Origin of the sequence: Variovorax paradoxus NBRC 15149 (assembly GCF_001591365.1) — a bacterium.
Taxonomy (GTDB): Bacteria; Pseudomonadota; Gammaproteobacteria; order Burkholderiales; family Burkholderiaceae_C; genus Variovorax; species Variovorax paradoxus.
Window position 1 is genome coordinate 730,386 of the sequence record NZ_BCUT01000005.1, and the last position, 26,048, is coordinate 756,433.

Annotated in this window: 23 protein-coding genes; 19 read left to right on the forward strand and 4 right to left on the reverse strand. The window is 69.2% G+C overall.

The annotated features are described in order from the left end of the window. The first annotated feature begins 51 nt into the window (after positions 1 to 51). The 4 genes from VPA02S_RS23810 to VPA02S_RS23825 all read left to right on the forward strand — a co-directional run bounded on the left by VPA02S_RS23810 (position 52) and on the right by VPA02S_RS23825 (position 5,067). The gene (locus VPA02S_RS23810; protein ID WP_062365911.1) at positions 52 to 1,587 is read left to right on the forward strand and encodes an ABC transporter ATP-binding protein; all 1,536 of its coding nucleotides are present in this window, start codon (positions 52 to 54) and stop codon (positions 1,585 to 1,587) included. Continuing rightward, positions 1,580 to 2,731, forward strand: coding sequence for an ABC transporter permease (locus VPA02S_RS23815; RefSeq protein ID WP_062365912.1), 1,152 nt, complete (start codon positions 1,580 to 1,582; stop codon positions 2,729 to 2,731). The genes VPA02S_RS23810 and VPA02S_RS23815 overlap by 8 nt, the downstream gene beginning before the upstream one ends. Positions 2,732 to 2,924: 193 nt before the next feature. Further along, positions 2,925 to 3,845, forward strand: coding sequence for an ABC transporter permease (locus VPA02S_RS23820; RefSeq protein ID WP_062365914.1), 921 nt, complete (start codon positions 2,925 to 2,927; stop codon positions 3,843 to 3,845). Between the two features lie 49 nt (positions 3,846 to 3,894). Continuing rightward, positions 3,895 to 5,067, forward strand: coding sequence for a BMP family ABC transporter substrate-binding protein (locus VPA02S_RS23825; RefSeq protein WP_018905366.1), 1,173 nt, complete (start codon positions 3,895 to 3,897; stop codon positions 5,065 to 5,067). 48 nt (positions 5,068 to 5,115) lie between these two features. On the opposite strand, the gene VPA02S_RS23830 is transcribed toward VPA02S_RS23825, so the two are convergent. Beyond that, positions 5,116 to 6,012 (reverse strand): LysR family transcriptional regulator, encoded by an 897-nt coding sequence (locus VPA02S_RS23830; RefSeq protein ID WP_062365918.1) that lies wholly within the window; start codon positions 6,010 to 6,012, stop codon positions 5,116 to 5,118. A gap of 77 nt (positions 6,013 to 6,089) precedes the next feature. On the opposite strand from VPA02S_RS23830, the gene VPA02S_RS23835 reads away from it, so the two are divergent. Genes VPA02S_RS23835 through VPA02S_RS23855 form a run of 5 tightly spaced genes read left to right on the forward strand, consistent with a single transcriptional unit; the run spans position 6,090 to position 11,070 of the window. Next, a complete protein-coding gene (locus tag VPA02S_RS23835; RefSeq protein WP_062365919.1) occupies positions 6,090 to 6,962 on the forward strand; it encodes an HpcH/HpaI aldolase/citrate lyase family protein in 873 nt (290 codons plus the stop codon). A gap of 33 nt (positions 6,963 to 6,995) precedes the next feature. Next, positions 6,996 to 7,994 (forward strand): tripartite tricarboxylate transporter substrate binding protein, encoded by a 999-nt coding sequence (locus VPA02S_RS23840; RefSeq protein ID WP_062365920.1) that lies wholly within the window; start codon positions 6,996 to 6,998, stop codon positions 7,992 to 7,994. A gap of 17 nt (positions 7,995 to 8,011) precedes the next feature. Then, the gene (locus VPA02S_RS23845; protein ID WP_062365922.1) at positions 8,012 to 9,205 is read left to right on the forward strand and encodes a CaiB/BaiF CoA transferase family protein; all 1,194 of its coding nucleotides are present in this window, start codon (positions 8,012 to 8,014) and stop codon (positions 9,203 to 9,205) included. A 9-nt stretch (positions 9,206 to 9,214) separates the two neighbouring features. Further along, entirely contained in the window at positions 9,215 to 10,108 is an 894-nt protein-coding gene (locus VPA02S_RS23850; RefSeq protein ID WP_062365925.1) for an amidohydrolase family protein, read from the forward strand. Next, positions 10,105 to 11,070 (forward strand): Bug family tripartite tricarboxylate transporter substrate binding protein, encoded by a 966-nt coding sequence (locus VPA02S_RS23855; protein ID WP_062365927.1) that lies wholly within the window; start codon positions 10,105 to 10,107, stop codon positions 11,068 to 11,070. Before VPA02S_RS23850 ends, VPA02S_RS23855 begins: the two co-directional genes overlap by 4 nt. Before the next feature lie 25 nt (positions 11,071 to 11,095). On the opposite strand, the gene VPA02S_RS23860 is transcribed toward VPA02S_RS23855, so the two are convergent. Continuing rightward, on the reverse strand, positions 11,096 to 12,253 hold the full coding sequence (locus tag VPA02S_RS23860; protein ID WP_062365928.1) for a DJ-1/PfpI family protein: 1,158 nt from the start codon (positions 12,251 to 12,253) through the stop codon (positions 11,096 to 11,098). 47 nt (positions 12,254 to 12,300) lie between these two features. On the opposite strand from VPA02S_RS23860, the gene VPA02S_RS23865 reads away from it, so the two are divergent. Together VPA02S_RS23865 and VPA02S_RS23870 are read left to right on the forward strand one after the other, a co-directional pair. Beyond that, positions 12,301 to 13,299, forward strand: a complete 999-nt coding sequence (locus VPA02S_RS23865; protein ID WP_062365930.1) for a GlxA family transcriptional regulator — start codon at positions 12,301 to 12,303, stop codon at positions 13,297 to 13,299. Beyond that, positions 13,286 to 14,470 carry a glycoside hydrolase 100 family protein gene (locus VPA02S_RS23870; RefSeq protein WP_062365932.1) on the forward strand — a complete coding sequence of 395 codons (1,185 nt, stop codon included), beginning with the start codon at positions 13,286 to 13,288 and terminating at the stop codon, positions 14,468 to 14,470. The genes VPA02S_RS23865 and VPA02S_RS23870 overlap by 14 nt, the downstream gene beginning before the upstream one ends. 6 nt (positions 14,471 to 14,476) lie before the next feature. Here VPA02S_RS23870 and VPA02S_RS23875 read toward each other — a convergent pair whose 3' ends face one another. Then, positions 14,477 to 14,839, reverse strand: coding sequence for a c-type cytochrome (locus tag VPA02S_RS23875; protein WP_041945544.1), 363 nt, complete (start codon positions 14,837 to 14,839; stop codon positions 14,477 to 14,479). An 81-nt stretch (positions 14,840 to 14,920) separates the two neighbouring features. On the opposite strand from VPA02S_RS23875, the gene VPA02S_RS23880 reads away from it, so the two are divergent. After that, complete coding sequence (locus VPA02S_RS23880) at positions 14,921 to 15,982, forward strand: adenosine deaminase (RefSeq protein ID WP_174545091.1); 1,062 nt, start codon at positions 14,921 to 14,923, stop codon at positions 15,980 to 15,982. Here the strand turns inward: VPA02S_RS23880 and VPA02S_RS23885 are convergent. Beyond that, positions 15,943 to 17,256, reverse strand: coding sequence for an MFS transporter (locus tag VPA02S_RS23885; protein WP_062365934.1), 1,314 nt, complete (start codon positions 17,254 to 17,256; stop codon positions 15,943 to 15,945). The two genes, VPA02S_RS23880 and VPA02S_RS23885, sit on opposite strands and share 40 nt — an antisense overlap. Positions 17,257 to 17,354: 98 nt before the next feature. On the opposite strand from VPA02S_RS23885, the gene VPA02S_RS23890 reads away from it, so the two are divergent. From VPA02S_RS23890 to ypfJ, 7 genes are all read left to right on the forward strand, one after another. After that, positions 17,355 to 18,302: a LysR substrate-binding domain-containing protein gene (locus VPA02S_RS23890; RefSeq protein WP_062365936.1), complete on the forward strand. Its 948-nt coding sequence runs from the start codon at positions 17,355 to 17,357 to the stop codon at positions 18,300 to 18,302. A gap of 87 nt (positions 18,303 to 18,389) precedes the next feature. Beyond that, the gene (locus tag VPA02S_RS23895; RefSeq protein WP_062365938.1) at positions 18,390 to 19,196 is read left to right on the forward strand and encodes a helix-turn-helix domain-containing protein; all 807 of its coding nucleotides are present in this window, start codon (positions 18,390 to 18,392) and stop codon (positions 19,194 to 19,196) included. Positions 19,197 to 19,291: 95 nt separating this feature from the next. Then, complete coding sequence (locus VPA02S_RS23900; RefSeq protein ID WP_062365940.1) at positions 19,292 to 21,820, forward strand: penicillin acylase family protein; 2,529 nt, start codon at positions 19,292 to 19,294, stop codon at positions 21,818 to 21,820. 108 nt (positions 21,821 to 21,928) lie between these two features. Then, positions 21,929 to 23,029, forward strand: a complete 1,101-nt coding sequence (locus VPA02S_RS23905; protein WP_062365942.1) for a BMP family ABC transporter substrate-binding protein — start codon at positions 21,929 to 21,931, stop codon at positions 23,027 to 23,029. Between the two features lie 96 nt (positions 23,030 to 23,125). After that, complete coding sequence (gene guaD / locus VPA02S_RS23910) at positions 23,126 to 24,412, forward strand: guanine deaminase (RefSeq protein WP_062365944.1); 1,287 nt, start codon at positions 23,126 to 23,128, stop codon at positions 24,410 to 24,412. A gap of 78 nt (positions 24,413 to 24,490) precedes the next feature. Then, positions 24,491 to 25,057, forward strand: a complete 567-nt coding sequence (dcd, locus tag VPA02S_RS23915) for a dCTP deaminase (protein ID WP_018905384.1) — start codon at positions 24,491 to 24,493, stop codon at positions 25,055 to 25,057. 99 nt (positions 25,058 to 25,156) lie between these two features. Next, on the forward strand, positions 25,157 to 26,047 hold the full coding sequence (gene ypfJ / locus VPA02S_RS23920; protein WP_062365946.1) for a KPN_02809 family neutral zinc metallopeptidase: 891 nt from the start codon (positions 25,157 to 25,159) through the stop codon (positions 26,045 to 26,047). Position 26,048 lies beyond the last annotated feature (1 nt).

Sequence of the window (26,048 nt, forward strand, 5' to 3'; positions counted from 1 at the left end):
TAGCTGCTTCCGCTTTGTTGCTGTTGAACGAGACAAACCCACGAACCCGGCATGACAACCCCCAGACTCCAGCTCGCGAACATCACCAAGCGCTACCCCGCGGTGGTGGCGAACAGCGACATCTCGCTGGCCGTGGCGCCCGGCGAGATCCATGCCGTGCTCGGCGAGAACGGCGCCGGCAAATCGACGCTGATGAAGATCATCTACGGCTCGGTCAAGCCCGACGAAGGCACGGTGGTCTTCGACGGCCAGGCCGTCAGCCTGCGCAACCCGCAGCAGGCGAGGGCGCTGGGCATCAGCATGGTGTTCCAGCACTTCAGCCTGTTCGACACGCTGACCGTGGCCGAGAACGTGTGGCTGGGCCTGGACAAGTCGCTGCAGCTGGCCGAGGTGGCGCGCAGCATCACGGCCAAGGCCAGCGAATACGGCCTGGACATCGATCCCTCGCGGCCGGTGCACACGCTGTCGGTGGGCGAGATGCAGCGGGTGGAAATCATCCGCGCGCTGCTCACCAATCCCAAGTTGCTGATCCTCGACGAACCGACCTCGGTGCTCACGCCGCAGGCCGTCATCAAGCTCTTCGGCGTGCTCAACAAGCTGGCATCGGAGGGCTGCAGCATCCTCTACATCAGCCACAAGCTGCACGAGATCCGCGAGCTGTGCACGGCCTGCACGGTGCTGCGCGGCGGCAAGGTCACGGGCGTGTGCAACCCGCAGGACGAAAGCAACGAATCGCTCTCGCGGCTGATGATCGGCAGCGAGCCGCCGCCGTTGCAGCACCGGCCGGTGCATGCGGGCGCGGTGGCGCTGCGCGTGAACGGACTCACGCTGGCGCGCGAGGACCAGTTCGGCGTCGACCTCGACGGCATCTCGTTCGAGGTGCGCGCCGGCGAGGTGGTCGGCATTGCGGGCGTGTCGGGCAACGGCCAGAAGGAGCTGCTCTACACGCTCTCGGGCGAGGACGTGCGCGCCGAGTCCGCCATGGTGCAGGTGTTCGGCAAGCCGGCCGGCCGGCTGCGGCCGCGTGCGCGGCGCGCGATGGGCCTGCACTTCGTGCCCGAGGAGCGGCTGGGCCGCGGCGCCGTGCCCACGCTCGGCCTTGCGCACAACCTGCTGCTCACGCGCGGCAATGCGGTGGGCAAGGGCGGCTGGATCCGCACCGGGGCGCTCGAAAAGCATGCAAAGGCCATCATCGAGCGCTTCAACGTCAAGGCCGGCGGGCCGAATGCCGCGGCGCGATCGCTCTCGGGCGGCAACCTGCAGAAATACATCGTGGGCCGCGAGATCGACGCCAACCCCAAGCTCTTCATCGTCTCGCAGCCGACCTGGGGCGTGGACGTGGGCGCGGCCGCGCTGATCCGCGGCGAGATCCTTGCGCTGCGCGACGCCGGCTGCGCGGTGCTGGTGGTGAGCGAAGAGCTCGACGAGCTGTTCGACATCAGCGACCGGCTGCACGTGATTGCCAAGGGCCGGCTGTCGCCTTCCGTCGACCGCGCGGCCGCCACGCTGCCGCAGATCGGCGAATGGATGAGCGGCCTCTGGGAGAAGAAAAAGAACAACAACATCAAGGAGGCGACCCATGCTTAAGCTCGAACCGCGCCCGGAGCTGTCGCGCTTCTGGACCTTTGCCTCGCCGATCCTCGCGCTGCTGATCACCGTGCTGATCGGCGTGGCGCTGTTCGCCGCGCTCGGCAAGGACCCGGTCAAGGGCCTCTTGGTGTTCTTCTACGAGCCGATCAAGAGCGGCTATGCGATCGGCGAGCTCACGATCAAGGCGACGCCGCTGCTCATCATCGCGCTCGGGCTGGCGGTGTGCTTTCGCTCCAACGTCTGGAACATCGGCGCCGAGGGCCAGTTCGTGTTCGGCGCCATTGCCGCGGGCGGCGTCGCGCTGATGGCCGACAAGAGCACGGGCTCGTGGATCGTGGTGGCCATCCTCGTTGCGGGCACGGTCGGCGGCATGGTGTGGGCGGGCATCGTGGCCTTCCTGCGCGACCGGTTCAACGCCAACGAAATCCTCGTGAGCCTGATGCTGGTGTACGTGGCCACGCTGCTGCTGGGCTACATGGTGTTCGGCCCCTGGAAGGATCCGCAGGGCTACAACTTTCCGCAATCGAAGACTTTCGAGGCGGTGACGCAGATCCCGCGGCTCTTCAAGGGTTCGCGCGTGAGCATCGGGCTGATCATCGCGCTGCTGGGCGTGGGCGCGCTCTGGGTGTTCCTGTTCCGCACGCGGGCAGGCTTTGCGCAGCAGGTCGGCGGGCTCGCGCCGGCGGCCGCGCGCTATGCGGGCTTCTCGGCACGCCGCGCCATCTGGATCGCGCTGCTGACCTCGGGCGGCGCGGCGGGCCTGGCCGGCGCGCTCGAAGTCGCCGGCCCGCTCGGCCAGCTCACGCCCTACGTGCCGGCCGGCTACGGCTTCGCGGCCATCATCGTGGCTTTCGTCGGCCGGCTGCATCCGGTGGGCATGGTGTTCTCGGCCATCCTCATGAGCATGTTCTACATCGGCGGCGAGCTTGCGCAGTCGCGCCTGGGCCTGCCCAAGTCGCTGACCGGCGTGTTCCAGGGTTTGCTGCTCTTCACGCTGCTGGCCTGCGACACCTTGATCGCCTATCGCATCCGCCGCAAGGCCGCGGCAAAAGCGGCGGCTTCCGCGGGAACGACGAGTTCGCTGCAAGCCAGCACGCCGCTGACGGCGCCGGCCGTGCGTTCGACCGAAGGAGTGCTTTGAATGGCCCGCCGCACAACAGCAGCGTGCCCAGGTGCACAGGGCATCGGGTGCTCCCCGCAGCGAAATCAAGGAGGAGGGGGCGCAGCCCCCGGGGGACATTCGCGGAGGGGAGTACCCGGTGGCCTGTGCACGCGCCCTGGACACGAGCGCCCGAAGACAACCGAACAACGAAACGCACGGGGAAGCCAGTGACATGGACAGCTACGCACTCCTCCTAGGCTCGACCCTGAGCGCCGGCACCGTGCTCGCTATCGCGGCACTGGGCCTGCTGATCAACGAGAAGGCCGGCATCGTCAACCTCGGTGCCGAGGGCATGATGCTCTGCGCCGCCATCGCCGGCTTTGCGACCGTCGTCATCACCCACAACCCCTGGCTCGGCTTCCTGGCCGGCATGGCGGCCGGTGCCCTGCTTGCCGCCTTCTTCGGCGTGCTGGTGATCTGGCTCAACACCAACCAGTACGCCACCGGCCTCGCCCTCAGCCTTTTCGGCGTCGGCTTCTCCGCCTTCGTGGGCATCAACTTCGTGCAGGCCAAGCTGCCCGAGAGCGTGTCGTACGCCGTGCCGGTGCTCGGCGACGTCCCGCTCGTCGGGCCCGCGCTCTTCCGCCACCACCCCATGGTGTATTTCGCCGTGGTGCTGACCTTCGGCCTCATCTGGTTTCTCTACCGCACCCGCGCCGGGCTCGTGCTGCGCTCGGTGGGCGAGTCGCCCGAGTCGGCGCATGCGCTCGGCTATCCGGTGCGGCGCATCCGCTTCATGGCGGTGATCGCGGGCGGCGCGCTCTGTGGCCTGGCGGGGGCGTACCTGTCGACCGTCTATACGCCGCTATGGGTCGAGGGCATGGTCGCGGGCCGCGGCTGGATCGCGCTGGCGCTCACCACCTTCGCCACCTGGCGGCCGATCCGCGTGCTGCTGGGCGCCTACCTGTTCGGCGGCGTCTCGATGCTGGGCTTCCACCTGCAGAGCAGCGGCGTCGACGTGCCGCCGCAGTTTCTCAGCATGCTGCAGTACATCGCGCCCATCGTGGTGCTGGCGCTGATCTCGCGCAACCCGGCCTTCATCCGCATCAACATGCCCGCTTCGATCGGAAAACCGTTCTACCCCGGCTCATAATCTCGCTTCTCGATTTCCGCCAACCTGTCCTTTTTGAGGATTTCCGACAATGAATGATCTGAACAAGCGCTCCCTGCTCAAGCTGGCCGCCCTCACGGCGGTCGCTTCGGCGGCCCTGATCGGCTGCGGCAAGAAAGAGGAAGCGGCTGCACCGGCTGCAACCCCCGCGCCGGCGCCGGCACCCGCTGCCGCCGCTCCGGCACCGGCAGCGCCGCTCAACATCGCATTCGCATACATCGGCCCGGTGGGCGACGGCGGCTGGACCTTCGCGCACGACAACGGCCGCAAGGCGCTCGAGAAGGAATTCGGCGACAAGATCAAGACCACCTTCGTCGAGAGCGTGCCCGAGGGCGCCGACGCCGAGCGCGTGTTCCGCGACATGGTCGGCCAAGGCAACAAGCTGATCTTCGGCACCACCTTCGGCTACATGGAGCCGATGCTCAAGGTGGCCGCCGACAGCAAGGACGTGAAGTTCGAGCATGCCACCGGCTACAAGACCGCCGAGAACATGCGCACCTACGACAGCCGCACCTACGAAGGCGCCTACATGGCCGGCGTCATTGCCGGCGCCATGACCAAGAGCAACACGCTCGGCGTGGTCGGCTCGGTGCCGATTCCCGAGGTGCTGCGCAACATCAACAGCTTCACGCTGGGCGCGCAGTCGGTCAACCCGAAGATCACGACCAAGGTGGTGTGGGTGAACGAATGGTTCAGCCCGCCCAAGGAAACCGAAGCCGCCACCGCCCTCATCAACGGCGGCGCCGACGTGCTGTTCCAGAACACCGACTCGCCGGCCGTGCTCAAGACCGCGCAGGAAAAGGGCAAGCGCGCCTTCGGCTGGGATTCCGACATGACCGCCTACGGCCCCAAGGCCCACCTGGCCTCGGCCACCATCAACTGGGCGCCGTACTACATCAAGGCCACGCAGGACGCACTCGACGGCAAGTGGGCCACGGGCCAGGCCTGGTGGGGCGTGAAGGAAGGCGCCATCGACCTCGTCTCGATCGCCGAGGACGTGCCGGCCGAAACCAAGGCCAAGGTCGAGGAAGTGAAGAAGGGCCTGAAGGACGGCAGCTTCGCGATCTGGAAGGGCCCGATCCTGGGCCAGGACGGCAAGGAAGTGGTCGCCAAGGATGCGGTGGCCGACGACAAGTTCCTGTCGGGCGTGAACTTCTACGTCAAGGGCGTGGAAGGCAAGGTGCCGGGCGGGGACAAGAAGTAAAGCGCTGCGCGCGCTTTGCATCAAAGGGTCGCCTGCGGGCGGCCCTTTTCATTTGTGGGCCGTGCCGCGCGGCTTCACTTCGGCCACCCTCCGCGCGCTGTCGACAAAGCCCTGGATCAATCGCAGGCGCGGCGATGCGCGCTGCCACAGGACGCCGAAGCGCCGCGGTTCCGAAGGCAGCGGCAGCGCGATCTTCGCCACGCGCTGGCCGTCGAGCAGCGGCGAGGCGATGTCGGGCACCAGCGAGACGCCCAGGCCGCGGTCGACCATCATGGCAATGGCCAGCAGCGAACTCAGTTCGAAGCGCTCCTGCGGCACGATGCCCGCGGCGCGCAGGTAGCGGTCGGCCTGCTTGCCGCCGCCCAGGTTGCGGTCGTAGCGGATCAGCGGCGAGGTGCGCAGCAGCTCGTGCGGATCGCGCCGCGCGAGGCGGCTGGGCGCCAGCAGCACCAGCGGCTCTTCGCGCAGCAGCGACCAGTCGAAGGTCTTGGCAAGCACATACGGCGGGTAGAGGCACACGGCCGCATCGAGATCGCCCTGCTGCACTGCCTTGTAGAGCGTGGCCGTGGTGCCCGACTGCAGGAACACCTTGACGCCCGGATGCGTCTTCACGAAGCGCGCAAGGATGTCCGGCAGCAGGCTGTGGATGGCCGTGTTGATGGTGCCGACCAAGAGCTCGCCGCCGGCCGTGTCGCTGCCGAGCAGCGCCTTGATGTCGTTCACCTCGCGCAGCAGGTTGCGGGCCCGCTGCACCAGCTGGTGCCCGGCCTCGGTGGGCTGCACCGTGCGGCCGGCGCGCGCCAGCAGCGGCGCGCCGAGTTCGCGCTCCAGCGTGCGGATCTGCTGTGCCACGGCCGCGGGCGTCAGGTCGAGGCGGCGCGCGGCTTCCGACATGGAGCCCGACTCCACCGCCAGAAGAAAGCTTTGCAGATAGGCTGTTTCCATGAACGATAGATTTTCTATCATCTGATCATAGGGAGCCTGTGTTTTTTTGATCTCGTGAACCGCACACACTGCGGCGCATGAGAAGCAAACTCTTCGTTCCCGGCACGCGCCCCGAGCTGTTCGCCAAGGCGCTGGGCAGCGCAGCGGACGGCGTCTGTTTCGACCTGGAAGACGCGGTGTCCGAGTCGCGCAAGGGCGAGGCGCGCGACGCCGTGCGGCAGCTGCTGCTGCAAGGCGGCGGCACGGCCGCGTCGGGCAAGACGGTGATCGTTCGCGTCAACGCGATGGACACGCCGCATTTCGCGGAGGACATCGCGGCCGTGGCGCAGCCCGGCGTGCACCTGATCAACATCCCGAAGCCCGAGAGCGCGGCCCATGTGCGCAGCGCGGTCGAGGCGATCGAACGCGCCGAGCGCACCAACGGCGTGGGCACGCCGATCGGCCTGCTGCTGAACATCGAGGCACCCGCGGCCTTGCGCACCGCCGCCGAGCTTGCGCTCGCGCATCCGCGCGTGGCGGGCCTGCAACTGGGCCTGGGCGACCTGTTCGAGCCGCTGGGCATTGCGCGGCGCGAGCCGGCTGCGATCCAGCAGGCGATGTTCGCGGTGCGCATGGCGGCGGGCGAGGCGGGCGTCTATGCCTACGACGGCGCGTTCGCGGACATCCGCGACGCCGATGGATTCCGCGCCGAAGCCATGCTCGCGCGCAACCTCGGCTTCCTCGGCAAGACCTGCATCCACCCAAGCCAGATCGCGATCGCCAACGAGGTGTTCCGTCCCACCGACGAGGAGATCGCGCACGCATGCAAGGTGGTCGAGGCCGCGCGCACGGCCGACGCCGGCGGCGTGGGCGCCTATGTGGTGGACGGAAAGATGATCGACATGCCTTTCGTGATCCGCGCGCGCGCCATCGTTGCGAGCGCGCGCAGCCTCGGCCTGCTGCCGGGCTGAGCCTTTTTCAAACAAGACCAGGAGACAAGACAGATGCACATTCACTCTCACTCGCCCTTTCGCCTGCGCGCGCTCGCCGTGGCCGCCTTTGCCGGCGGCTTGCTGTTGAGCGGCGGCGCGTTCGCGCAGGCCGCGGCCTACCCGAGCAAGCCCGTCACCATCGTGGTGCCCTATCCGGCGGGCGGCTCGAACGACACCTTTGCGCGCCAGGTGGCCAAGGAACTGGGCGACGAGCTCAAGCAGCCGGTGATCATCGACAACCGCCCCGGCGCGAGCGGCAACACCGGCACCGGCCAGGTCGCCAAGGCCGCGCCCGACGGCTACACGCTGGTGGCCGTGTCCTCGAGTATGACGACCAACGCGGCCGTACAGTCCAAGCTGCCGTTCGATCCGATCAACGGGCTGGCGCCGGTGGCCATGTTTGCCAAGGGCCCCTTCATCGTCGCGGTGAACAACGAGTTTCCCGCCAAGACGCCCACCGAGCTGATCGCCGCCATCAAGGCCAAGCCGGGGCAGTACAACTATGCGTCCTCGGGTTCGGGCAGCGTCAACCAGTTCGGCACCGAGCTGCTCAAGGCCAAGGTCGGCGACATGCAGATCACGCACATCCCCTACAAGGGCATGGGCCCGGCCGTGACCGACCTGGTCGGCAACCAGACGCAGCTGCTGATCTCCAGCGGTCCTTCGCTGCTGCCGATGGTGCGCGCGGGCAAGCTGCGCGCCGTGGGCATCACGAGCCTGAAGCCGAGCCCGATCGCGCCCGAGCTCATCCCGATGTCCACCGCCGTGCCGGGCTACGAGTTCGAACTCTGGTGGGGCCTGCTGGCACCGGCCGGCACGCCGGCCGACGTGGTCGCCAAGCTCAACGCCGCTGTCAACAGGATCCTGGCCAAGCCCGAGATCGCGGCCAACTTCCTGCGCGAAGGCGCCATTGCCACGCCGCTCACGCCGAAGCAGTTCGGCGCGGTGATCGCCGAAGACGTCGAGCGCTGGAAGAAGCTCGCCAAACAGCAGAACATCACCGCCGACTGAGGAAGAAAGAAAGATCCATGAGCTTCGACGCCCCCCAAGACGACGCACGCCTGCCCGCACGCAGCGGCCCCACCGGTCCGCTCAGCGGCCTGCGCGTGCTCGACCTCAGTGCCTACATCGCGGGCCCGTACGGCTGCTCGCTGCTGGCGGACCAGGGGGCCGAAGTCATCAAGATCGAGCCGCCCACGGGCGACAACCTGCGCAAGTACCCGTCGACGCTCGAAGCCGAGAGCCGCGCCTTCATCGGCGTGAACCGCAGCAAGCTCGGCGTGGTGCTCGACCTGAAGGCGCCCGACGGCCTTGCCGCGCTGATGGCGCTGGTGCGCGCGGCCGACGTGCTGGTGCACAACTTCAGGCCCAGCGTGCCGCCGCGGCTGGGCATCGCCTACGAGCAGTTGAAGGCCGTCAATCCGCGCCTGATCTATTGCAGCCTCACGGGCTATGGCGAAACCGGTCCGCTGCGCGAGAAGGCGGGCTACGACCAGGTGCTGCAGACCATGACCGGCATGTGCGCGCTGCAAGGCAAGCGCGGCGAGCCACCCGAGATCATCTATGGCTCGGTGGTCGACTACTATGCGGCCGCGCTGGTGGCCGCGGGCGTGGCCTCGGCGCTGTACGAGCGCGAGAAAAGCGGCCAGGGCCAGTTCGTCGGCGTGTCGCTGCTGCGCTCCGCGCTCACGATGCAGTCGGCGCGCATGGTGTGGGCCGAGGGCGAGCCCAAGGACGTGGGGCGCGACATGCGCTCGGGCGGCATCACCGGCATCCATCCGACGCGCGAGGGGCATCTCTACATCTCGGCCAACACGCCGCATTTCTGGCGCGCGCTGTGCGACAAGGTGGGCCTGCCCGAACTCGCGGCCGACGAGCGCTACGACTCGGTGCGCAAGCGCGCGCAGCATTTTGCCGAGATCGTGCCGCGGCTGCGCGAGGCGCTGGCCGCACGCAGCGCGCTCGAGTGGGAGGAACTGTTCGGCGAGGAGGTGCCCTGCGCCGCAGCCCGCACGGTCGAGGACATGTTCGACAACGAGCAGGTGCTGGCCGAGGACATGGTGGCGACTTTCGCGCATCCCACGCTCGGCTCCTACCGCGGCTTCACACGGCCTGTGCAGTTCGGCCGCACGCCCGGCCCGGAGCCCTTTGCGGCGCCCACGCTGGGGCAGCACACGCAGGCGGTGCTGGCGGCGCACAAGGCCGCGGACGCGGCCGGCTGAACGACGCGCATGCAAGTTCCCCACAGCAGCGGCACGCGCAAGCCCGCCTGCACCGCGCCCGCGGGCGCCTGCGATGCGCACATGCATGTCTACGACCGCCGCTTCGCACTCCACGGCTCGCCCGAGGCGATGCTCGACGACGCCACGGCCGCCGACTACCGCCTGCTGCAGCAGCGCATCGGCACCGAGCGCACGGTCGTCGTGCAGCCGCGCGTGCACGGCACCGACAACAGCGTGACGCTCGATGCCATTCGCACATTGGGCACGGCGCACACCCGCGGCGTGGCCGTGGTCCGGCCCGACGTGAGCGATGCCGAGCTCCAGCGCCTGCATGCGGGCGGCATTCGCGGTATCCGCTTCACGCTCTACACGGCCGCCAATGCGATGACCGGCTTCGAGATGGTCGAGCCGCTCGCGCAGCGCGTGCATGCGCTGGGCTGGCATGTGCAGTTGCACTGGAACGCGGACCAGATCGCCGGGCATGCGGCCCTGCTCGCGCGGCTGCCCTGCACGATCGTGTTCGACCACCTTGCGCGGCTGCCGCTGCCCGATGCGACGGCGCATCCTGCATTCGGCGTGGTGAGCCGGCTGCGCGACAGCGGCCGCACCTGGATCAAGCTCTCGGGCGCCTATCTCGATTCGAAGGCCGGCGCCGCTGGCGGCTATGCCGACACGACCCCCATCGCTCAGGCCTGGGTCCGCCAGGCGCCGGAGCGCGTGGTGTGGGGCAGCGACTGGCCGCATCCGACCGAGCCCGCGGCCGCCAAGCCCGACGACGCGCTGCTGTTCGACCTGCTGGGCCAATGGGTTCCGGACGAGGCCCAGCGCCGCCGCGTACTCGTCGACAACCCCGCGCTGCTGTACGACTTTCCTGAAACGACCAAGACCGAGACGACCGAATGACGAAGAAGAAACGCATCCTGAAATCGATGGCCGCACTGGCCGCCTGCGTGCCGCTGCTGGGCTGGGCCGCATGGCCCGAGAAGCCGATCCGCATGGTGGTGCCGTACGCCGCGGGCGGCGGCGCCGACAACACCGCGCGCGTCGTCGCGCAGCAGATGAGCATCGCGCTCGGCCAGCAGATCGTCATCGACAACCGGCCGGGCGCGGGCGGCGTGATCGGCGAGGACAACGTGGCCAAGGCGCCCGCCGACGGCTACACCGTGCTCTACGACGCCTCGGCGTTCTCGGTGAACCCGTCGCTGCGCAAGCTGCCCTTCGATGCCGCGAAAGACTTCATCCCGGTGTCGCTGGTGGCCACCGCGCCGCAGATCCTCGTCGTGCCCGCCACGGCGCCGTACCAGACGGTGGCGCAGTTCCTGGACTTCGCGCGCAAGAACCCCGGCAAGCTGAGCTTTGCCTCTGCGGGTGGCGGCACCGGCTCGCACCTGGCGGGCGAGGCGCTGAACGAGCAGGCCAGGCTCAGCCTCATGCACGTGCCCTACAAGGGCGGCGCACCCGCGCTGACCGACGTGATGGGCGAGCAGGTGTCGGCCTACTTCGGCAACGTGGCGTCGACGCTCGGCTACGTGCAGTCGGGCAAGCTGCGCGCGCTGGCCGTGAGTTCCGCCAAGCGCGTGCCCGGCCTGCCCGACACGCCGACGCTCGCCGAGTCGGGCCTTCCGGGCTACAACGTGGTCGAGTGGAACGGCGTGTTTCTTCCCAAGGGCACGCCGCCCGACATCGTGCAGCGGCTCGGCAAGGCGGTGCAGGCGGCCGTCAACGAGCCGCAGGTCAAGCAGAAGCTGCTGCAACTTGGCCTGGAACCCGCCGGCACCACGCCGGAGGCCTTTGCGAAGTTCGTGCAGAACGAGACGGCGCGCGTGGGTGCGCTGGTGAAGGCGCGCAACATCCGGGTCGATTGAATCCGGCCTTCTTCCCTTCTTCTCTTCATGCAGCCGGCCGCCCACCCCCGCAGGCTGCTGCAACCGAGGCCGCCGGGTATTCCATCTCCAGCATCACCCAGTCGCGCCGCGCCGCGCCATAGCGCTCGCCGATCTCGCACAGCGTGCGGTCCAGCTGCGGCACCGGCTTCAGCGACGAAGAGAGCGGCAGGCGCTCCGTTCCTTCTCGGGGCGGCTGCGCCAGCAGCACCAGCCCGCTGCGCAGCCTGACCGGGCCCGCGGCCGATGCGGCATCGACGCCGATGTGCCCGGTGCGCGTCCACGCATCGACGGCCAGCGCCAGGGCGATGTCGTCGGCGCCGTCCTGCACATCCACGCGCCAATGCTCGCCGCGCCAGAACGCGGCCTTGTTGAGCAGGAAACCCGCCCTGCGCCCGGTGTCCAGGTAGAACGGCGAACTGTCGTGCACCGGCGTCCATGAAGCCACGCCGAGTTCCGTTGCAAGGGCCCTGGCTTTCTCTGGCCCGCCGATCGCCTCCACCAGCGCCAGCATGGCCGGCACCGAGGCGGTGATGCCGGTGGTGGTGGCAACCCCGCGGTCCACCACGTAGCGCTGGTGCGGCACGTAGCTGGCGCCGGGGTGGCGCGCAAGCAGCGTGCCGCGGTCGTACCAGTGGCCCGCGAAGCGCCGGCCGTCGAGCAGGCCGGCGCGGCCGACCACGCGTGCCCCCGAGCAGACGCCGATCACCCGTGCACCGCGCGCCGCCTGCTGCTGGAGCCAGGCCGCCACCTCAGGGTTGTCGTCGGCGATCATCGCCGGCACGATCACGTAGTCGGGCCCTGCGGGATGAAGCCGGTCGAATGCGGCAAAGTCCTGCGCGCCGTCGACCTCGAGTGCGGGATACAGGCTCACGCGCCCCGCGCGCGGCGCCACGATCCGCACCTCGGCCACATCGGCGCGCCGGAGCACCGCATGCGGCAGCAGCAGGTCGGTCATCTCGGTGCCTTCGTTCAGCGCGAGCACGGCCACCACGGGCCGGCCGGCGCGATGCGGCTTCAGCGCCTCGACGAAGGCCTGCTTCTCGCGCTCGCTGCGCGCTGCATCGGCCGGCGCGGGCGGCAGCGGCGGCGCGCCCCCCGTGCAGCCTGCCAGCGCAAAGGCTGCAATACTTGCACCGATCAGCGCTCCTATCGATCTCCACATGGCCGTTCCCCTGTCGACTTGATGATGACGATGCCCAGAGACTACGAATGCCCACCCTGACCCGCAAGGACGAAGAAACCGCGGTTTCTGCCAGCGACGTGGTGCTGGTGGTGTTCGACGGCGTCGAGGTGATCGACGTCGCCGGCCCGGCCAGCGTGTTCAGCAAGGCCGAGCAGATGCATCCGGGCAGCTACCGCCTGCACATCGCATCGCCGGCCGGCGGCACCGTGTCGACGAACGGCGGCCTGAGCTTTTCCGGCACCTGCAGCCTGCCGCAGCTGCCCGCGTCGATCGACACGCTGATCGTCGCCGGCGGCGACGAGCCAGCGGTGCGCGCGGCCATCCTCGAGCAGCGCATCGGCGCCTGGCTCCGCCAAGTGGCGCCGCGCACGCGCCGCATGGCGAGCGTGTGCAGCGGCGCCTTCGCGCTGGCCGCGGCGGGCCTGCTCGACGGCCGCGAGGCCACCACGCACTGGCGCGTGTGCGACCAGCTGCAGGCGCTGCGGCCGCAGGTGCGGGTGCAGCGCGAGCGCATCTACGTGCACGACGGGCCGGTGTGGACCTCGGCCGGCGTCACCACCGGCATCGAGCTTGCGCTTGCGCTGGTCGAGGACGACCTCGGCCATGCCGTGTCGATGGAAATCGCCCGCACGCTGGCGCTGCCGATGCTGCGCGGCGGAGGGCAGCCGCAGCTGACGCAGGCGCTCCAGGCGCAGGCCTCGGCCAGCCACCGCCTGCGCGAACTGGTGGCGTGGATCGGCACGCATCCGCAGGACGACCTGTCGGTCGAGGCCCTGGCCGAGCGCGTGCAGATGAGCCCGAGAAACTTCGCGCGCGCCTTCGCGGCCGAGACCGGCTGCACGCCGGCGCGCTTTGTCGAACAGGTCCGCGTGGCCGCCGCCGCGCAGCTGCTGCGCCAGACGCGGTGGCCGCAGGACCGCATCGCGAGCCGCAGCGGCTTCCGCTCGGTGGACGCGCTGCAGCGCGCCTTCGCGCGGCAGCACGGCCTGACGCCGCAAGCCTATCGAACCCATGACGACACCTGACGCCACTTCCCTTGCACTGATCGACGACTGTTCCCAAGCTTCGCTGCAACTGCTCGAACGCAACCTCACGCCGCACGGCATCCTGGCCGCCACCCGCACCGAGGCGGCCGTGGCGCGGCGCTACACGCGCATCTTCGGGCGCGACGCGGCCATCTGCGTGATGGCCATGTGCGGCAGCGGCGTGCCCGCGCTGGAGCAGGGCGCCGTCGCCAGCCTCGACGCGCTGGCCGCGCAGCAGGCGGCCAACGGCCAGATTCCCAAGTACGTCGACCCCGATGGCCAGGATGCCGACTTCTGGTACCTGGGCTGCATCGACGCCACGCTGTGGTGGCTGATTGCGGTGGACCACGTGCGCCGCCACGGCCAGGTCGGCGCCACGCACTGGAGTGGCGAGGTGCAGCGCGCGATCGGCTGGCTGCTGGCGCAGGAGCACCAGCACTTCCGGCTGCTGCAGCAGAACGAGGCCAGCGACTGGGCCGACATCATGCCGCGCTCGGGCTATGTGCTCTACACCAACGCGCTCTGGTACGAGGTGAAGCGCCGCTTCGCGCTGGACCATGCCGAGGCGACGCAGCACCACTTCAACCACCTGTTCAATCCGTTCCAGCAGGACCTGCCCGAATACCACCGCGCCCGGCTGCTGCGGCACTATGCGCGCCGCGGCCGGACCGACCCGGGCCTGTACCTGAGCTTCGTCAACCTGTCCTTCGTCGGCAACGAGGGCGACGTGTTCGGCAACGTGCTGGCCATCCAGGGCGGGCTCGCCGATTCGGAGATGGCGAACCGCATCGTCCGCACCATTGCCGCGGCGCGCGCCTGCGACCCGTACCCGGTGCGCGTGGTGCTGCATCCGCTGACGCGCGAGCATGCGCTGTGGCGGCCGTACATGGCGCGCCACCAGCAGAACGTGGTGCACCAGTACCACAACGGCGGCATCTGGCCTTTCGTGGGCGACTTCTGGGTGATGGCGCTCGCGCGGCTCGGGCTGCACGACATGGCCTGGCCCGAGCTCGCGCGCCTCGCGCATGTGAACCAGCTCGGCGGCTGGCGATTTACCGAGTGGTTCCACGGCCGCACGCTGGTGCCGATGGGCATGGCCGGCCAGAGCTGGAACGCCGCGGCCTTTCTGCTCGCCCGGCGTGCGCTGGAGGGCAGCGGGGCGGCCTGGTGACTGACTTCAGGGAGGTGGCTGCGAAAGAACCCACCCGGCCAGCGCCTTCGCCTCTTCATCGCTCAGCTGCGGCTGGCGCGGCATGATGACGCGCCCCCAGGTGCCTACGCTGCCGCCCTGGATCTTTGCGGCCAGCCGGGAGGGCGCCGCCGCGTCGCCGCGGTAGCGCTCGGCGATCTGCGCGAAGCCGGGGCCGACCTGCTTTCGGAGCATGCCGTGGCAGGCGAGGCAGCCGTGGTCGCGGGCCAGTGCCTGCGCCCCGTCGACAGTGCCGGCGAATGCCGGCGCGGACATCAGCAGCGAAACCCGCAGCGCGAGCGACAGAAGTTTCCGCCTGTTGCGCGATGGACGTTTTGAAATGAGAGGCATGGGCCCTATACGTTCTGGCGCATCTCCCTCGGGGCGGCTGCGCTTATGCTGTGCGGAAATCACAACGCCGATTTTCCCACCATGACCGACTACCGCCCCGTCTTCGACCAGAGCTTCGGCAAGATCGCCGCCGAGCGCCTGCCCGAACTGCTGCGCGCCATGCCCAAGGCCGAGCTGCACATGCACATCGAAGGCTCGCTCGAACCCGAGCTGATCTTCGCGCTCGCGCAGCGCAACGGCGTGGCCCTGCCGTACGCCAGCGTCGAAGCGCTGCGCCGCGCCTACGCCTTCACCAACCTGCAGAGCTTTCTCGACATCTACTACGCCGGCGCCAGCGTGCTGCTGAAGGAGCAGGACTTCTACGACATGGCCTGGGCCTACCTGGAGCGCGCCGCGGCCGACAACGTGGTGCGCACCGAGATGTTCTTCGACCCGCAGACGCACACCGCGCGCGGCGTGCCGATGGAGACGGTCGTCCACGGCCTGCACCGCGCATGCGCGGATGCCGAGGCGAAGCTCGGCGTGAGCGCGGCGCTGATCCTGTGCTTCCTGCGCCACCTGAGCGAGGAAGAGGCCTTCGAAACGCTGGAGCAGGCGCTGCCGTTCCGCGACAAGTTCATCGGCGTGGGCCTCGATTCGAGCGAGGTCGGCCATCCGCCCGAGAAGTTCGCGCGCGTGTTCGCGCGCTGCCGCGAGCTGGGCTTCCACCTCGTGGCGCATGCGGGCGAGGAGGGCCCGCCGGCCTACGTGTGGAGCGCGCTCGACGTGCTCAAGGTCGAGCGCGTCGACCATGGCGTGCAGAGCGCAAAGGATCCGGCGCTGATGAAGCGGCTCGCGCAGGACCGCATTCCGCTCACCGTGTGTCCGCTCTCCAACCTCAAGCTCTGCGTGTTCCCCGACCTGGCGCAGCACAACCTGGGCGCGCTGCTCGACGCGGGGCTGGTGGCCACCGTCAACTCGGACGACCCGGCCTACTTCGGCGGCTACATGAACCAGAACTTCACACAGACCTTCGCGGCCACCGGGCTCGGCGTGCAGCAGGCCTGGCAGCTCGCGGCCAACAGCTTCGAAGGCAGCTTCATCGACGCCGCCGCCAAGCGCGCCTATGTCGACCGGCTCAACGCCGTCTTCGCGAGCTTCTGATCGGCCGCGGCGGCCCGCGGCACCAACAGCGGCATCGCCACCAGCGCGCAGGCGCTGGCCGCAAGCCACACCAGCGGCCAGCCCTGCAGCGCGAGCAGGTGCGGGATGGAGAAGGGCGTGATGAAGCACACCAGGAACACGCTGGTGTTCGCCATGCCGAGGGCGGTGCCCGCGCGCGCCGCGCCGGCCAGCGTGGCCAGTTCCGTGTAGGCCACGCCGTGCCAGGCCGATACGCAGACGCCGCTGGCCGCGAGCAGCCCCACCAGTGCGATGCGCAGCGCCGCTGAATCGGCTGCGTGCGTGCCCGCCGCCATCACCAGTACTGCGAGCCCTGCGAACAGCAGCACGCTGAGCGCACTGCAGGCGCGCAAGTAGGCGGGGCGGTTGCGGCGGCGGTCGGTCCAGCGGCCGCTCCATACGCGCATCGCCATCGCGCCGACCTGCACGAACACCATCGTGGCCGTGATGGTTGCAAGGCCCGCATGGCCGAAGTCGTGCAGGAACACCGTGCCGAAGGACAGCACCGCGAACTGCGGCGCGCACAGGATGCCGATGCCCAGCACGATGCGCCAGACGCGGGCATCGCGCAGCGGGCCGCTCTTCTTCGGCATGGCCGCGGCTTCGGCAACACCGGCCCTGGTGCGCGGCGCGTCGGGCGCAACAGGGGGCTCATGCACCCAGGCCCAGCTCATGGCCGCGCTCAGCGCGCACAGCAGCGCCAGCAGGCCGTAGAGCGCGGCAAAGCCGAAGTGCAATGCGACGAACGGCAGCACCAGCGCGCCGATGCCGCCGCCCAGCGGCACCGCGGTCTGGCGGATGCTCATCGCGAGCCCGCGCTCGCCGGCATCGAACCACGTCATCACCGCGCGGCCGCTCGCGCCGTTGACGCTGCCGCCCAGCAGGCCCACCAGCAGCAGGCCGGCACCCAGCCAGCCGAGGCCGGGGACGTGCTGCGCGCTGGGCGCGGCCCAGAGCGCCATCGCCACGAGTGCGATGGCGGTGCTGCCAAGACCCGTGAGCAGCACCGGCCGGTCGCCCCAGCGGTCGGTCAGCAGTCCCCACGGCAGCTCACTGACCGCGATGCCCAGGCCCATGAGGCCGAGCACCAGGCCGAGCGTGGCGTTGTCGAGCTGGTAGCCGGTGCGCATCAGCACCGCGGTCATCGGGATGCCGCTGAAGGCCACGGAAAACGCCGCATTGGCGGCCACGCCCGCGGCCAGCACCTTCCAGCGGTGGCGCGGGGAACAGGAAGGGGAGGAGGTCGAATGAATCATGTTGCGGCGCAGTGTCCGCCGTTGCAAAGCTTTTGAAAATCAGAAAATAATGAGCTAATCGTCCCAAAAAACAGGATGATCAACGAAGGGGTGAATCCATGTCACAGGTGATGTTCGATCTCGATGTGCTGCGCAGTTTTTCCACCGGCATCGCGCTCGGCAGCTATGCGCGAGCGGCCGACCGGCTGGGCCGCTCCACATCGGCCGTGAGCGCGCAATTGAAGAAACTGGAGGCGCAGGCCGGCACCGCGCTGTTCCGCAAGGCCGGCCGCGGGCTGGAGCTCACTGACGCGGGCGAGACGCTGCTGGCCTATGCCCACCGCATGCTCGAACTCAACGAGGAAGCGGGCGCCGCCATGCGCGGTGCGGACCTGCAGGGCTGGGTGCGGCTCGGCCTGCAGGAAGACTTCGGCGAAACGCTGCTGCCCGCGGTGCTCGGACGCTTTGCGCGCGCGCATCCCAAGGTGCGCATCGAGGCCTGCGTGGCGCGCAGCGCCGAACTGCGCGAACGGCTCGAGCTGCGGCAGCTCGACCTGGCGCTGGTGTGGGACACCGGCGAGCAGATGACGCCGCACGGCGAGCGCGTGGCGCGGCTGCCGCTGCAATGGATCGGCCCGAGGTCGCCCGATGCGCTCGACGCCGCCTGGTGGAAGGAGCGCGAGCGCCGCGGCAGCAGCGTGCGCAAGTCGAAGGAGCCGCTGCCGCTGGTGCTGCTCGATGCGCCGTGCCCGCTGCGCGAGATCGTGGTTGCCGCGCTCGACCGCGCCGGCACGCCGTGGCGGCATGCGTTCACGAGCGCCAGCCTGGCCGCGCTGTGGGCCGCCACCTCGGCCGGGCTGGGCCTGTCGGTGCGCACGCCCTTCGGCCTGCCCGCGCATGTGCGTGCCATCGACCGCGCGGCCGCCGGCCTGCCGGCGCTGCCGCAGATGTCGCTCATGCTCTATCGCGCGCAGGCCGCGGCCGAGGCGCCGGTGTCGCGCCTTGCCACGCTGCTGCTGGAGGCCGTGCGCGAGCATGTGCAGGCGGAGCCGGCGCAGCTTCATTGAGCCGCACCGGGCACAATCCCGTAGCCCTTGCGCCGTGCCGATGCATGAGAATCCGCCGCCGGAGACAAGACAAAAAAGAGACACGGCATGACCACGCAGCAAAACTTCCTGCACCTCTGGGACGACAGGTTTCTCTACATCACGCCGGCGATCCAGTCGGGGCTCACGGCGCGCTCGTCGGCGACGCTGCTGGCGTCGGTCAGCGGCCATCCGTTCATGCTCGAGGCGCTCGATGGCACGCGCGTGCACTGCACCGCCGCGCTGGTGGCCCCGCATGTGTCGCGCCGGCTCGACGTCGATGGTTGCGGGCTGCTGTCGCTCAACCTCGATCCGGCATCGAGCGCCTACCGCATGCTCGCACGCTGCATGGGCGGCCACGGCATCGAGCCGATCGATGCGCGCTGCTTCGGCAAGCTGCGCGACGACTTCGAACCCGCGCAGCGCGGGCTGCTCGGCGACGCCCGGCTGCAGTCGCTCAGCGCCAGGATGGTCGAGGCGATCACCGGATGCCCGGAGCTCGTGCCGCCGATCGACCGGCGCATCGAGCGCGTGCTGCAGGCCATCCGCGAACACGCCGGCCAGATCCCGCTGAAGAAGCTCTCGGCCGTGGCCTGCCTCTCGCCCGACCGGCTGACGCATCTCTTTGCCGAGCAGGTGGGCGTGTCGGTCAAGCGCTATGCGCTGTGGACCAAGGTGCGCCGCACGGTGCAGCAGTTCACCGGCCACCGGCCGCTCACCGACGTGGCGCTGGTCAGCGGCTTCACCGATGCGGCGCACATGAGCCGCACCTTCCAGCGCTACTTCGGGCTCCCGCCGTCGTTTCTCGCGAGCCGGGTGCATGTGACGGCCGACGCGCAGGCGTCGCACGCCTGGGGCCACGCGACCGTCCACTGAGCGGCGCGCATGACAGCGGCTGCGTTCAAGCCGCGGCCTGTCTCCCTGCGTAGGCTGCAGGTGCTCCATCAAGAGAGCATCAACCGGAGACATCCATGAGACAGACATCCTCGCGCGGCGCCATGCCGCTGTCCCTGCTCGCGTTGGCCACCACGGCCGTGCTCACTGCCTGCGGCGGCGGTGGAGGCAACGGGTTCTCGTTCCTCCCCGTCACCGGCCAGCCGCCCGGCAACCCGCCGGCCGACAGCACCTACAAGGCCGAGATCCGCCGCACCGCGATGGGCGTGCCGCACATCAAGGCCGACACCTGGTCCGGCGCGGGCTACGGCTACGGCTACGCGCAGGCCGAGGACAACCTCTGCACCATGGCCGACTCGTTCCTCACCTACCGCGGCGAGCGTTCGCAGTACCTTGGCGGCGACGCGCAGCTCGTGGCCGGCAGCACCATCGGGCGGCCGAAGAACATCGATTCCGACTTCTTCCACAAGCACGTGATCTCGGCCGACGTGCTCGAGAAGATGATCGCCGCGCAGCCCGACAACCTCCGGCAACTGGTCGAGGGCTTTGCCGCGGGCTACAACCGCTATCTGCGCGACCTGAAGGCCGGCGGCGCGGCGCACGAGGCCTGCCGGGGCGAAGCCTGGGTGAAGCCGATCGCGGCCGAGGACATCTACCGCCGCATGTACGCGGCCAATCTCGCGGGCGGCTACAGCAACTTCCTGCCGAACATCGCCAACGCGATCGCTCCGGCGCCGGCGGCGCCCACCAAGACCGCCGCACGCGGCAGGCTCGGCAAGGCGGGGCTGCAACTCGCGGCAGCCGGCATGCGCATGCCCGAGCTGCAGGTGGGCGGGCACGAAGGCGTCGGCAGCAACATGATCGGCTTCGGCACCGCGGCCACCGGCGACGCGAGCCCGCTGCTCTTCGGCAACCCGCACTGGTACTGGCGCGGGCCCGACCGCTTCTACCAGGCACAGCTCACGATCCCGGGCCAGCTCAACATCAGCGGCACCTCCTTCCTGGGCGTTCCGGTGATCCTGATCGGCTTCAACGACAACATCGCATGGAGCCACACGGTGTCGACCGCGCGCCGCTTCGGCTTCTTCGAACTCAAGCTGGCGGCGGGCGACCCGACCCGCTACATGCGCGACGGCAGCGCCGTGAAGATGCAGGCGCTGAACATCACGGTCAACGTGAGGCAGGCCGACGGCAGCGTGGCGCCGGTGACGCGCACGCTCTACAAGTCGGAGTACGGGCCGATGGTCAACCTGGCGCCGCTGAACGCCGCGCTGGCCTGGAGCCAGAGCACGGCCTTCGCAATCCGCGACATCAACGGCGAGAACTACCGCACCTTCCGCAACTGGCTGCGCTGGAACCAGGCGAAGTCGCTCGACGAGTTCATCGCCATCCAGCGCGAGGAGTCGGCCATTCCGTGGGTCAACACCGTGGCCGTGGGCCGCGGCGCGCCCAAGGCCTGGTATGCCGACATCGGCGCGATCCCCAATGTGTCGCCCGCCCAGGTGGCGAGCTGCACGACGCCGCTGGGTGCGGCGATCGGCGCTTCGCTGCCGCGCGTGCCGGTCTTCGATGGCTCCAGGAGTGCCTGCGACTGGCAGACCGATGCCGATTCCGCCCAGAAGGGCGCGCTCGGCGCCTCCCGCATGCCGAGCCTGATGCGCGAGGACTACGTCGAGAACTCGAACGACAGCTACTGGCTCGCGAACCCGAAGGCGCCGATGACCGGCTACCCGGACATCATGGGTCCGGCCGGCACGGAGGCCGTGAGCTTCCGCACGCGCCTGGGCAACCTGCTGGCGCAGGGGCGGATCGACGGCACCGACAACTACGCCGGCAAGGCGGCCACCGCCGACACCGTCAAGCAGATGGTGCTGAACAGCCGCGTGCTGACGGCCGAGCTGTTCAAGGACCAGGCGCTGGCCATGGTGTGCGCCACGCCGACCATCAACGTGGCGACCGATCCGCAAGGCGGCGCCGCCATCGGGCGCGACGTGGACACCGGCCCCGCCTGCGCGGCGCTCCAGGCCTGGAACAACACCGGCGTGACCGGTGCGCGCGGCGCGCACATCTGGGACGAGTTCTGGAACCGCGCATCGTTGCAGTCCGCGGCCGCGCTCTACAACGTGCCCTTCAGCGCGAGCGACCCGATCCACACGCCGCGCGACCTGAAGCCCGGTGCGCAAGCCGCGCTGCAGCAGGCTTTCGGCGCGGCCATCGCACGCGTGGAAGCCAGCGGCTTCGCGCTCGGTGCGCAGCGCGGCGACTACCTGTTCGCCACGCGCGGCGGCCAGAAGATTCCGCTCTACGGCGGCTGCCACGGTCCGGGCTACTTCACCATCGCGTGCTCGGAGAACCGGCTCGACAAGGGCGGCTACACGATGGACGGCAACCCGAACGGCAACAGCTACATGCAGGTCGTGCGCTTCCCCGAAGGCGGCGTGGAGGCGCATACCTTCCTCACGTTCTCTCTGTCGGACGACCCTGCCTCGGCCCACAACGCCGACTACACGCGCGCCTACAGCGCGGGGCAGTGGCAGAGGGTGCCGTTCTCCGAAGCCGAGATCAAGGCCGACGCGGCCTACCGCAGCGCGGTGGTGAGCGAATAGGCCCTGCGCGCGGCGCGCCGGCGGCACCGCACTAAAATCCCGACCCCGCATCAGGCGCCCCGGCCTGTTGCGGGGTTTGTCATTTCCGGGGCCATGTAGAGGACCACCATGTACAAAAACCTCGCGGGCCGCGCCGTCCTGGCGTGGGCAGCCGCTTGTTTTTTAACTCCCGCCTTTTCGCAGCCGCAGGCTTCCAAGGAGCCGCTGAAGATCGGCTTCGTCTACGTCACGCCGGTCACCGATGCCGGCTGGGTGCGCCAGCATGAAGAGGGCCGCAAGGCCGTCGATGCGGCGCTCGGCGGCAAGGTCAGCACCACCTTCGTCGAGAACGTGCCCGAAGGCACCGACGCCGAGCGCGTGATCCGCGACCTCGCGCAGCAGGGCCACCGGCTGATCTTCACGCCCAGCTTCGGCTACATGGAGCCGACGCTCAAGGTGGCGCGCGATTTTCCCGGTGTGAAGTTCGAATCGATCACGGGTTACAAGACCGCGCCCAACGTTGCCACCGCCAATGCCCGCTACTACGAAGGCCGCTATCTCGCGGGCATTGCGGCCGGCCGCATGACCAGGACGAACATCGCCGGCTACGTGGCGGGCTTTCCGATTCCGGAGGTGCTGCAGGGCATCAACGCCTTCACGCTCGGCATGCGCTCGGTGAACCCGCATGCCAAGGTCGTCGTGGTGTGGCTCAACGAATGGTTCGATCCGCCGAAGGAGCGCGACGCGGCCATGGCGCTGTTCAACCAGAACGCCGACGTCATCGCCTTCCACACCGGCTCCACGGCGGTGATGGCCGCGGCGCAGGAACGCGGCAAGCTGGCCGTGGCCTATCACTCCGACATGCGCAAGATCGCGCCCGACGCGCAGATCGTCGCCGTCACGCACCAGTGGGGCGGCTACTACACCGAGCGTGCGCGCGCGGTGCTCGACGGCAGCTGGAAGAGCGGCAACGTGTGGGGCGGCGTGAAGGAAGGAATGATCCGCGTCGGCGACTTCGGCCGCAAGGTGCCCAAGGCGGTGCAGCAGGAAGTGCTGGCGCGGCAGCAGGACATTGCGGCGGGCAGGCTGCAGCCCTTCCGCGCGGTGGCGGCCGACGTGCGCGACAACGAGGGCCACGTCGTCATCGCCAGGGGTGCGCAGCTGAACGACGCGCAGATCCTGAAGATGAACTGGCTCGTGGAAGGCGTGCAGGGACGCGTGGGGCGTTGACCCGGCCGGGCGCTCGCCGAGTGGCTTTGGCATATAGCACTCATACGCACATGGAAATTGCAGCGGCCCGGGCGTGGATTACCCTCGGCAGCCACGATGAAAAAAGCCTACCGCGCCTCCCTCCTGCGATTCGACGATGCCGGCCTGCCCGTTTTCGATGAAGACGGCCTGCTGGTCGTCGCGCCCGACAGCGCCGGCCGCCAGCGCGTGCTCGATGCCGGCAGCCATGCCGCCGTGTCGCCGCGCCACCCCGATGCCGAGCTGACGCACCTGCCGGGCCGCATCCTCGCGCCGGGCTTCGTGGACATGCACATCCACTTTCCGCAGACCGACATCATCGGCTCGCCCTCGCCGGGCCTCTTGCCCTGGCTCGAGAACTACACCTTCCCGGCGGAAGCCAGGTTTGCCGACACTGCGCATTCGAACGAGGTGGCCGACGTGTTCTTCGGCGAGCTGCTGCGCAACGGCGTCACGACCGCGCTGGCCTTTGCGACTTCGCACGTGGCCTCGGTCGATGCCTTCTTCGAGGGCGCCCAGCGCCGCGGCCTGCGCATGATCAGCGGCAAGGTGCTGCAGGACCGGCATTCGCCCGACGGCGTGCGCGATGAAACCGAGCAGAGCCTCATCGACACCGAGGCGCTGATCCGCAAGTGGCACAACACCGGCCGGCTGGGCTACGCCATCACCCCGCGCTTCGCGCCCGCGAGCACCGACGCCCAGATGCGCGGCGCGGGCGAGCTGGCCGCGAAGTACCCCGACACCTGGATCCAGTCGCACGTGGCCGAGAACCGCGACGAGGTGGCGTGGGTGCGCGAGCTCTATCCCCAGGCGCGCTCCTACCTCGACGTGTACGCCGGCTTCGGGCTGATGCGCGAGCGCGCCGTGTACGCGCATTGCATCTACCTGGACGACACCGACCGTGCGCTGCTGCGCGACACCAAGACGGCCGCGGCCGTGAGCCCGACCAGCAACCTGTTCCTGGGCAGCGGCTTCTTCGACTTTGGTGCGGCCGACCGCGTGGGCTACCCCTACGGCCTCGCCAGCGACGTGGGCGGCGGCACCAGCTTCAGCCCCTTCCACACGATGCTGGCCGCCTACTACGTGGGCCGCGAGGGCCAGACCAAGGCCGGCCTGAGCATCGCGCCTTCCGAGCTCTGGTGGCGCCACACCGGCGGCGCGGCGCGCGCGCTCGGGCTGGATGGCGTGGTCGGCAACCTGCAGCCTGGCTGCGAGGCCGACTTCCTCGTGCTCAACCCCCAGGCCACGCCGCTGCTGGCCCGCAAGGCCGCGCGCGCGAACAGCCTCGAGGAGCTGCTGTTCGCGATGATCGTGCTGGGCGACGACCGGCTGGTCGAGCGCACGGTGATCTCGCAGGCGGGTTAGCCGCAGCCGGGAGGGGCGGGGCATGGCGCATGCCACAATTCGCGCCATTCCTCCCCGCAGCAGCATCAGCGACCGCATATGAGCATAAAGAGCGACAAATGGATCCGGCGCATGGCCGAGCAGACCGGCATGATCGAGCCCTTCGAGCCCGGCCAGGTGCGCGAGGCCGCCGGCCACAAGATCATCAGCTATGGCACCTCGAGCTACGGCTACGACATCCGGTGCGCGCCTGAATTCAAGGTTTTCACCAACATCCACAGCACCGTGGTCGACCCGAAGAACTTCGACGAGAAGAGCTTCGTCGACATGCACGGCGACTACTGCATCATCCCGCCCAACAGCTTCGCGCTGGCGCGCACGGTCGAGTACTTCCGCATCCCGCGCAACGTGCTCACCATCTGCCTGGGCAAGAGCACCTATGCGCGCTGCGGCATCATCGTCAACGTGACGCCCTTCGAGCCCGAATGGGAAGGCTACGTGACGCTCGAATTCAGCAACACCACGCCGCTGCCCGCCAAGATCTATGCGGGCGAGGGCTGCGCGCAGGTGCTGTTCTTCGAGAGCGACGAAGTCTGCGAAACCAGCTACAAGGACCGCGGCGGCAAGTACCAGGGACAGCGCGGCGTCACGCTGCCCAAGACCTGATCCGCGCATTCTGACCGCCGGTTACGCAGCCGGCGGCCGGGCCAAGTACCATCCAGAGGCGATCCGGCAAAACCCTGCAAGGCCGGCAAGGAGACTGCGATGAGATGGGAAGGCAACGAACAATCCGAGAACGTGGAAGACCGCCGCGGTGAAGACGGCGGCGGCGGTGGCGGCGGCTTCATCGGCGGGCGCAGCATCGGCATCGGCACCATTGCCGTGGCGCTGATCGCAGGCTGGATCTTCGGCATCAATCCGCTGACCGTGCTGAGCCTGCTGAGCGGCGGCGGCGGTGGCGAACAGGTGCAGGTGCAGCAACAGCAAGGCCCTGCGCCCAAGCCGCCCTCGAACGACCGCGAAGCGGCCTTCGTCTCGACCGTGCTGCGCAACACCGAGGTGGTGTGGAGCGGCATCTTCCGGCAGAACGGCGGCAGCTACCAGCCGCCGCGGCTCGTGCTGTTCCGTGGCGCCACGCCCACGGCATGCGGCACCGGCCAGGCGGCCATGGGGCCGTTCTACTGCCCCGGCGACAAGAAGGTCTACATCGACCTCGCCTTCTACGACACGCTCAAGAACCAGCTCGGCGCGCCCGGCGAATTCGCGCAGGCCTACGTCATTGCGCACGAGGTCGGCCACCACGTGCAGGACGAGCTCGGCGTGACCGCCAAGGTCGACGGCATGCGCGGGCGCCTGAGCCAGTCGCAGAACAACGCGCTGAGCGTTCGCGTCGAGCTGCAGGCCGACTGCTTTGCCGGCATCTGGGCGCACCATTCGCAGGAGTCGAAGAAGTGGCTCGACCCGGGCGACATCGAAGCCGCGATGAATGCCGCGCAGAAGATCGGCGACGACGCGCTGCAGCGTTCCGCGGGCCGCGCCGTGGTGCCCGACAGCTTCACCCACGGATCGAGCGCGCAGCGCCAGCGCTGGTTCGGCGCGGGCTATCAAAGCGGCGATGTCAAGTCCTGCGACACCTTCAATGCACGCAATCTTTGAG

Bases quoted from the DNA above. Each gene is read 5' to 3' on its own strand.
- VPA02S_RS23890 (WP_062365936.1), top strand. From the start codon at position 17,355: ATGTCACAGGTGATGTTCGATCTCGATGTGCTGCGCAGTTTTTCCACC.
- VPA02S_RS23815 (WP_062365912.1), top strand. From the start codon at position 1,580: ATGCTTAAGCTCGAACCGCGCCCGGAGCTGTCGCGCTTCTGGACCTTT.
- VPA02S_RS23840 (WP_062365920.1), top strand. From the start codon at position 6,996: ATGCACATTCACTCTCACTCGCCCTTTCGCCTGCGCGCGCTCGCCGTG.
- VPA02S_RS23835 (WP_062365919.1), top strand. From the start codon at position 6,090: ATGAGAAGCAAACTCTTCGTTCCCGGCACGCGCCCCGAGCTGTTCGCC.
- VPA02S_RS23850 (WP_062365925.1), top strand. From the start codon at position 9,215: ATGCAAGTTCCCCACAGCAGCGGCACGCGCAAGCCCGCCTGCACCGCG.
- VPA02S_RS23885 (WP_062365934.1), bottom strand. From the start codon at position 17,256: ATGATTCATTCGACCTCCTCCCCTTCCTGTTCCCCGCGCCACCGCTGG.
- VPA02S_RS23895 (WP_062365938.1), top strand. From the start codon at position 18,390: ATGACCACGCAGCAAAACTTCCTGCACCTCTGGGACGACAGGTTTCTC.
- ypfJ (WP_062365946.1), top strand. From the start codon at position 25,157: ATGAGATGGGAAGGCAACGAACAATCCGAGAACGTGGAAGACCGCCGC.
- VPA02S_RS23855 (WP_062365927.1), top strand. From the start codon at position 10,105: ATGACGAAGAAGAAACGCATCCTGAAATCGATGGCCGCACTGGCCGCC.
- VPA02S_RS23865 (WP_062365930.1), top strand. From the start codon at position 12,301: ATGCCCACCCTGACCCGCAAGGACGAAGAAACCGCGGTTTCTGCCAGC.
- VPA02S_RS23830 (WP_062365918.1), bottom strand. From the start codon at position 6,012: ATGGAAACAGCCTATCTGCAAAGCTTTCTTCTGGCGGTGGAGTCGGGC.
- VPA02S_RS23820 (WP_062365914.1), top strand. From the start codon at position 2,925: ATGGACAGCTACGCACTCCTCCTAGGCTCGACCCTGAGCGCCGGCACC.
- dcd (WP_018905384.1), top strand. From the start codon at position 24,491: ATGAGCATAAAGAGCGACAAATGGATCCGGCGCATGGCCGAGCAGACC.
- VPA02S_RS23845 (WP_062365922.1), top strand. From the start codon at position 8,012: ATGAGCTTCGACGCCCCCCAAGACGACGCACGCCTGCCCGCACGCAGC.
- VPA02S_RS23810 (WP_062365911.1), top strand. From the start codon at position 52: ATGACAACCCCCAGACTCCAGCTCGCGAACATCACCAAGCGCTACCCC.
- guaD (WP_062365944.1), top strand. From the start codon at position 23,126: ATGAAAAAAGCCTACCGCGCCTCCCTCCTGCGATTCGACGATGCCGGC.
- VPA02S_RS23880 (WP_174545091.1), top strand. From the start codon at position 14,921: ATGACCGACTACCGCCCCGTCTTCGACCAGAGCTTCGGCAAGATCGCC.
- VPA02S_RS23875 (WP_041945544.1), bottom strand. From the start codon at position 14,839: ATGCCTCTCATTTCAAAACGTCCATCGCGCAACAGGCGGAAACTTCTG.
- VPA02S_RS23900 (WP_062365940.1), top strand. From the start codon at position 19,292: ATGAGACAGACATCCTCGCGCGGCGCCATGCCGCTGTCCCTGCTCGCG.
- VPA02S_RS23860 (WP_062365928.1), bottom strand. From the start codon at position 12,253: ATGTGGAGATCGATAGGAGCGCTGATCGGTGCAAGTATTGCAGCCTTT.
- VPA02S_RS23870 (WP_062365932.1), top strand. From the start codon at position 13,286: ATGACGACACCTGACGCCACTTCCCTTGCACTGATCGACGACTGTTCC.
- VPA02S_RS23905 (WP_062365942.1), top strand. From the start codon at position 21,929: ATGTACAAAAACCTCGCGGGCCGCGCCGTCCTGGCGTGGGCAGCCGCT.
- VPA02S_RS23825 (WP_018905366.1), top strand. From the start codon at position 3,895: ATGAATGATCTGAACAAGCGCTCCCTGCTCAAGCTGGCCGCCCTCACG.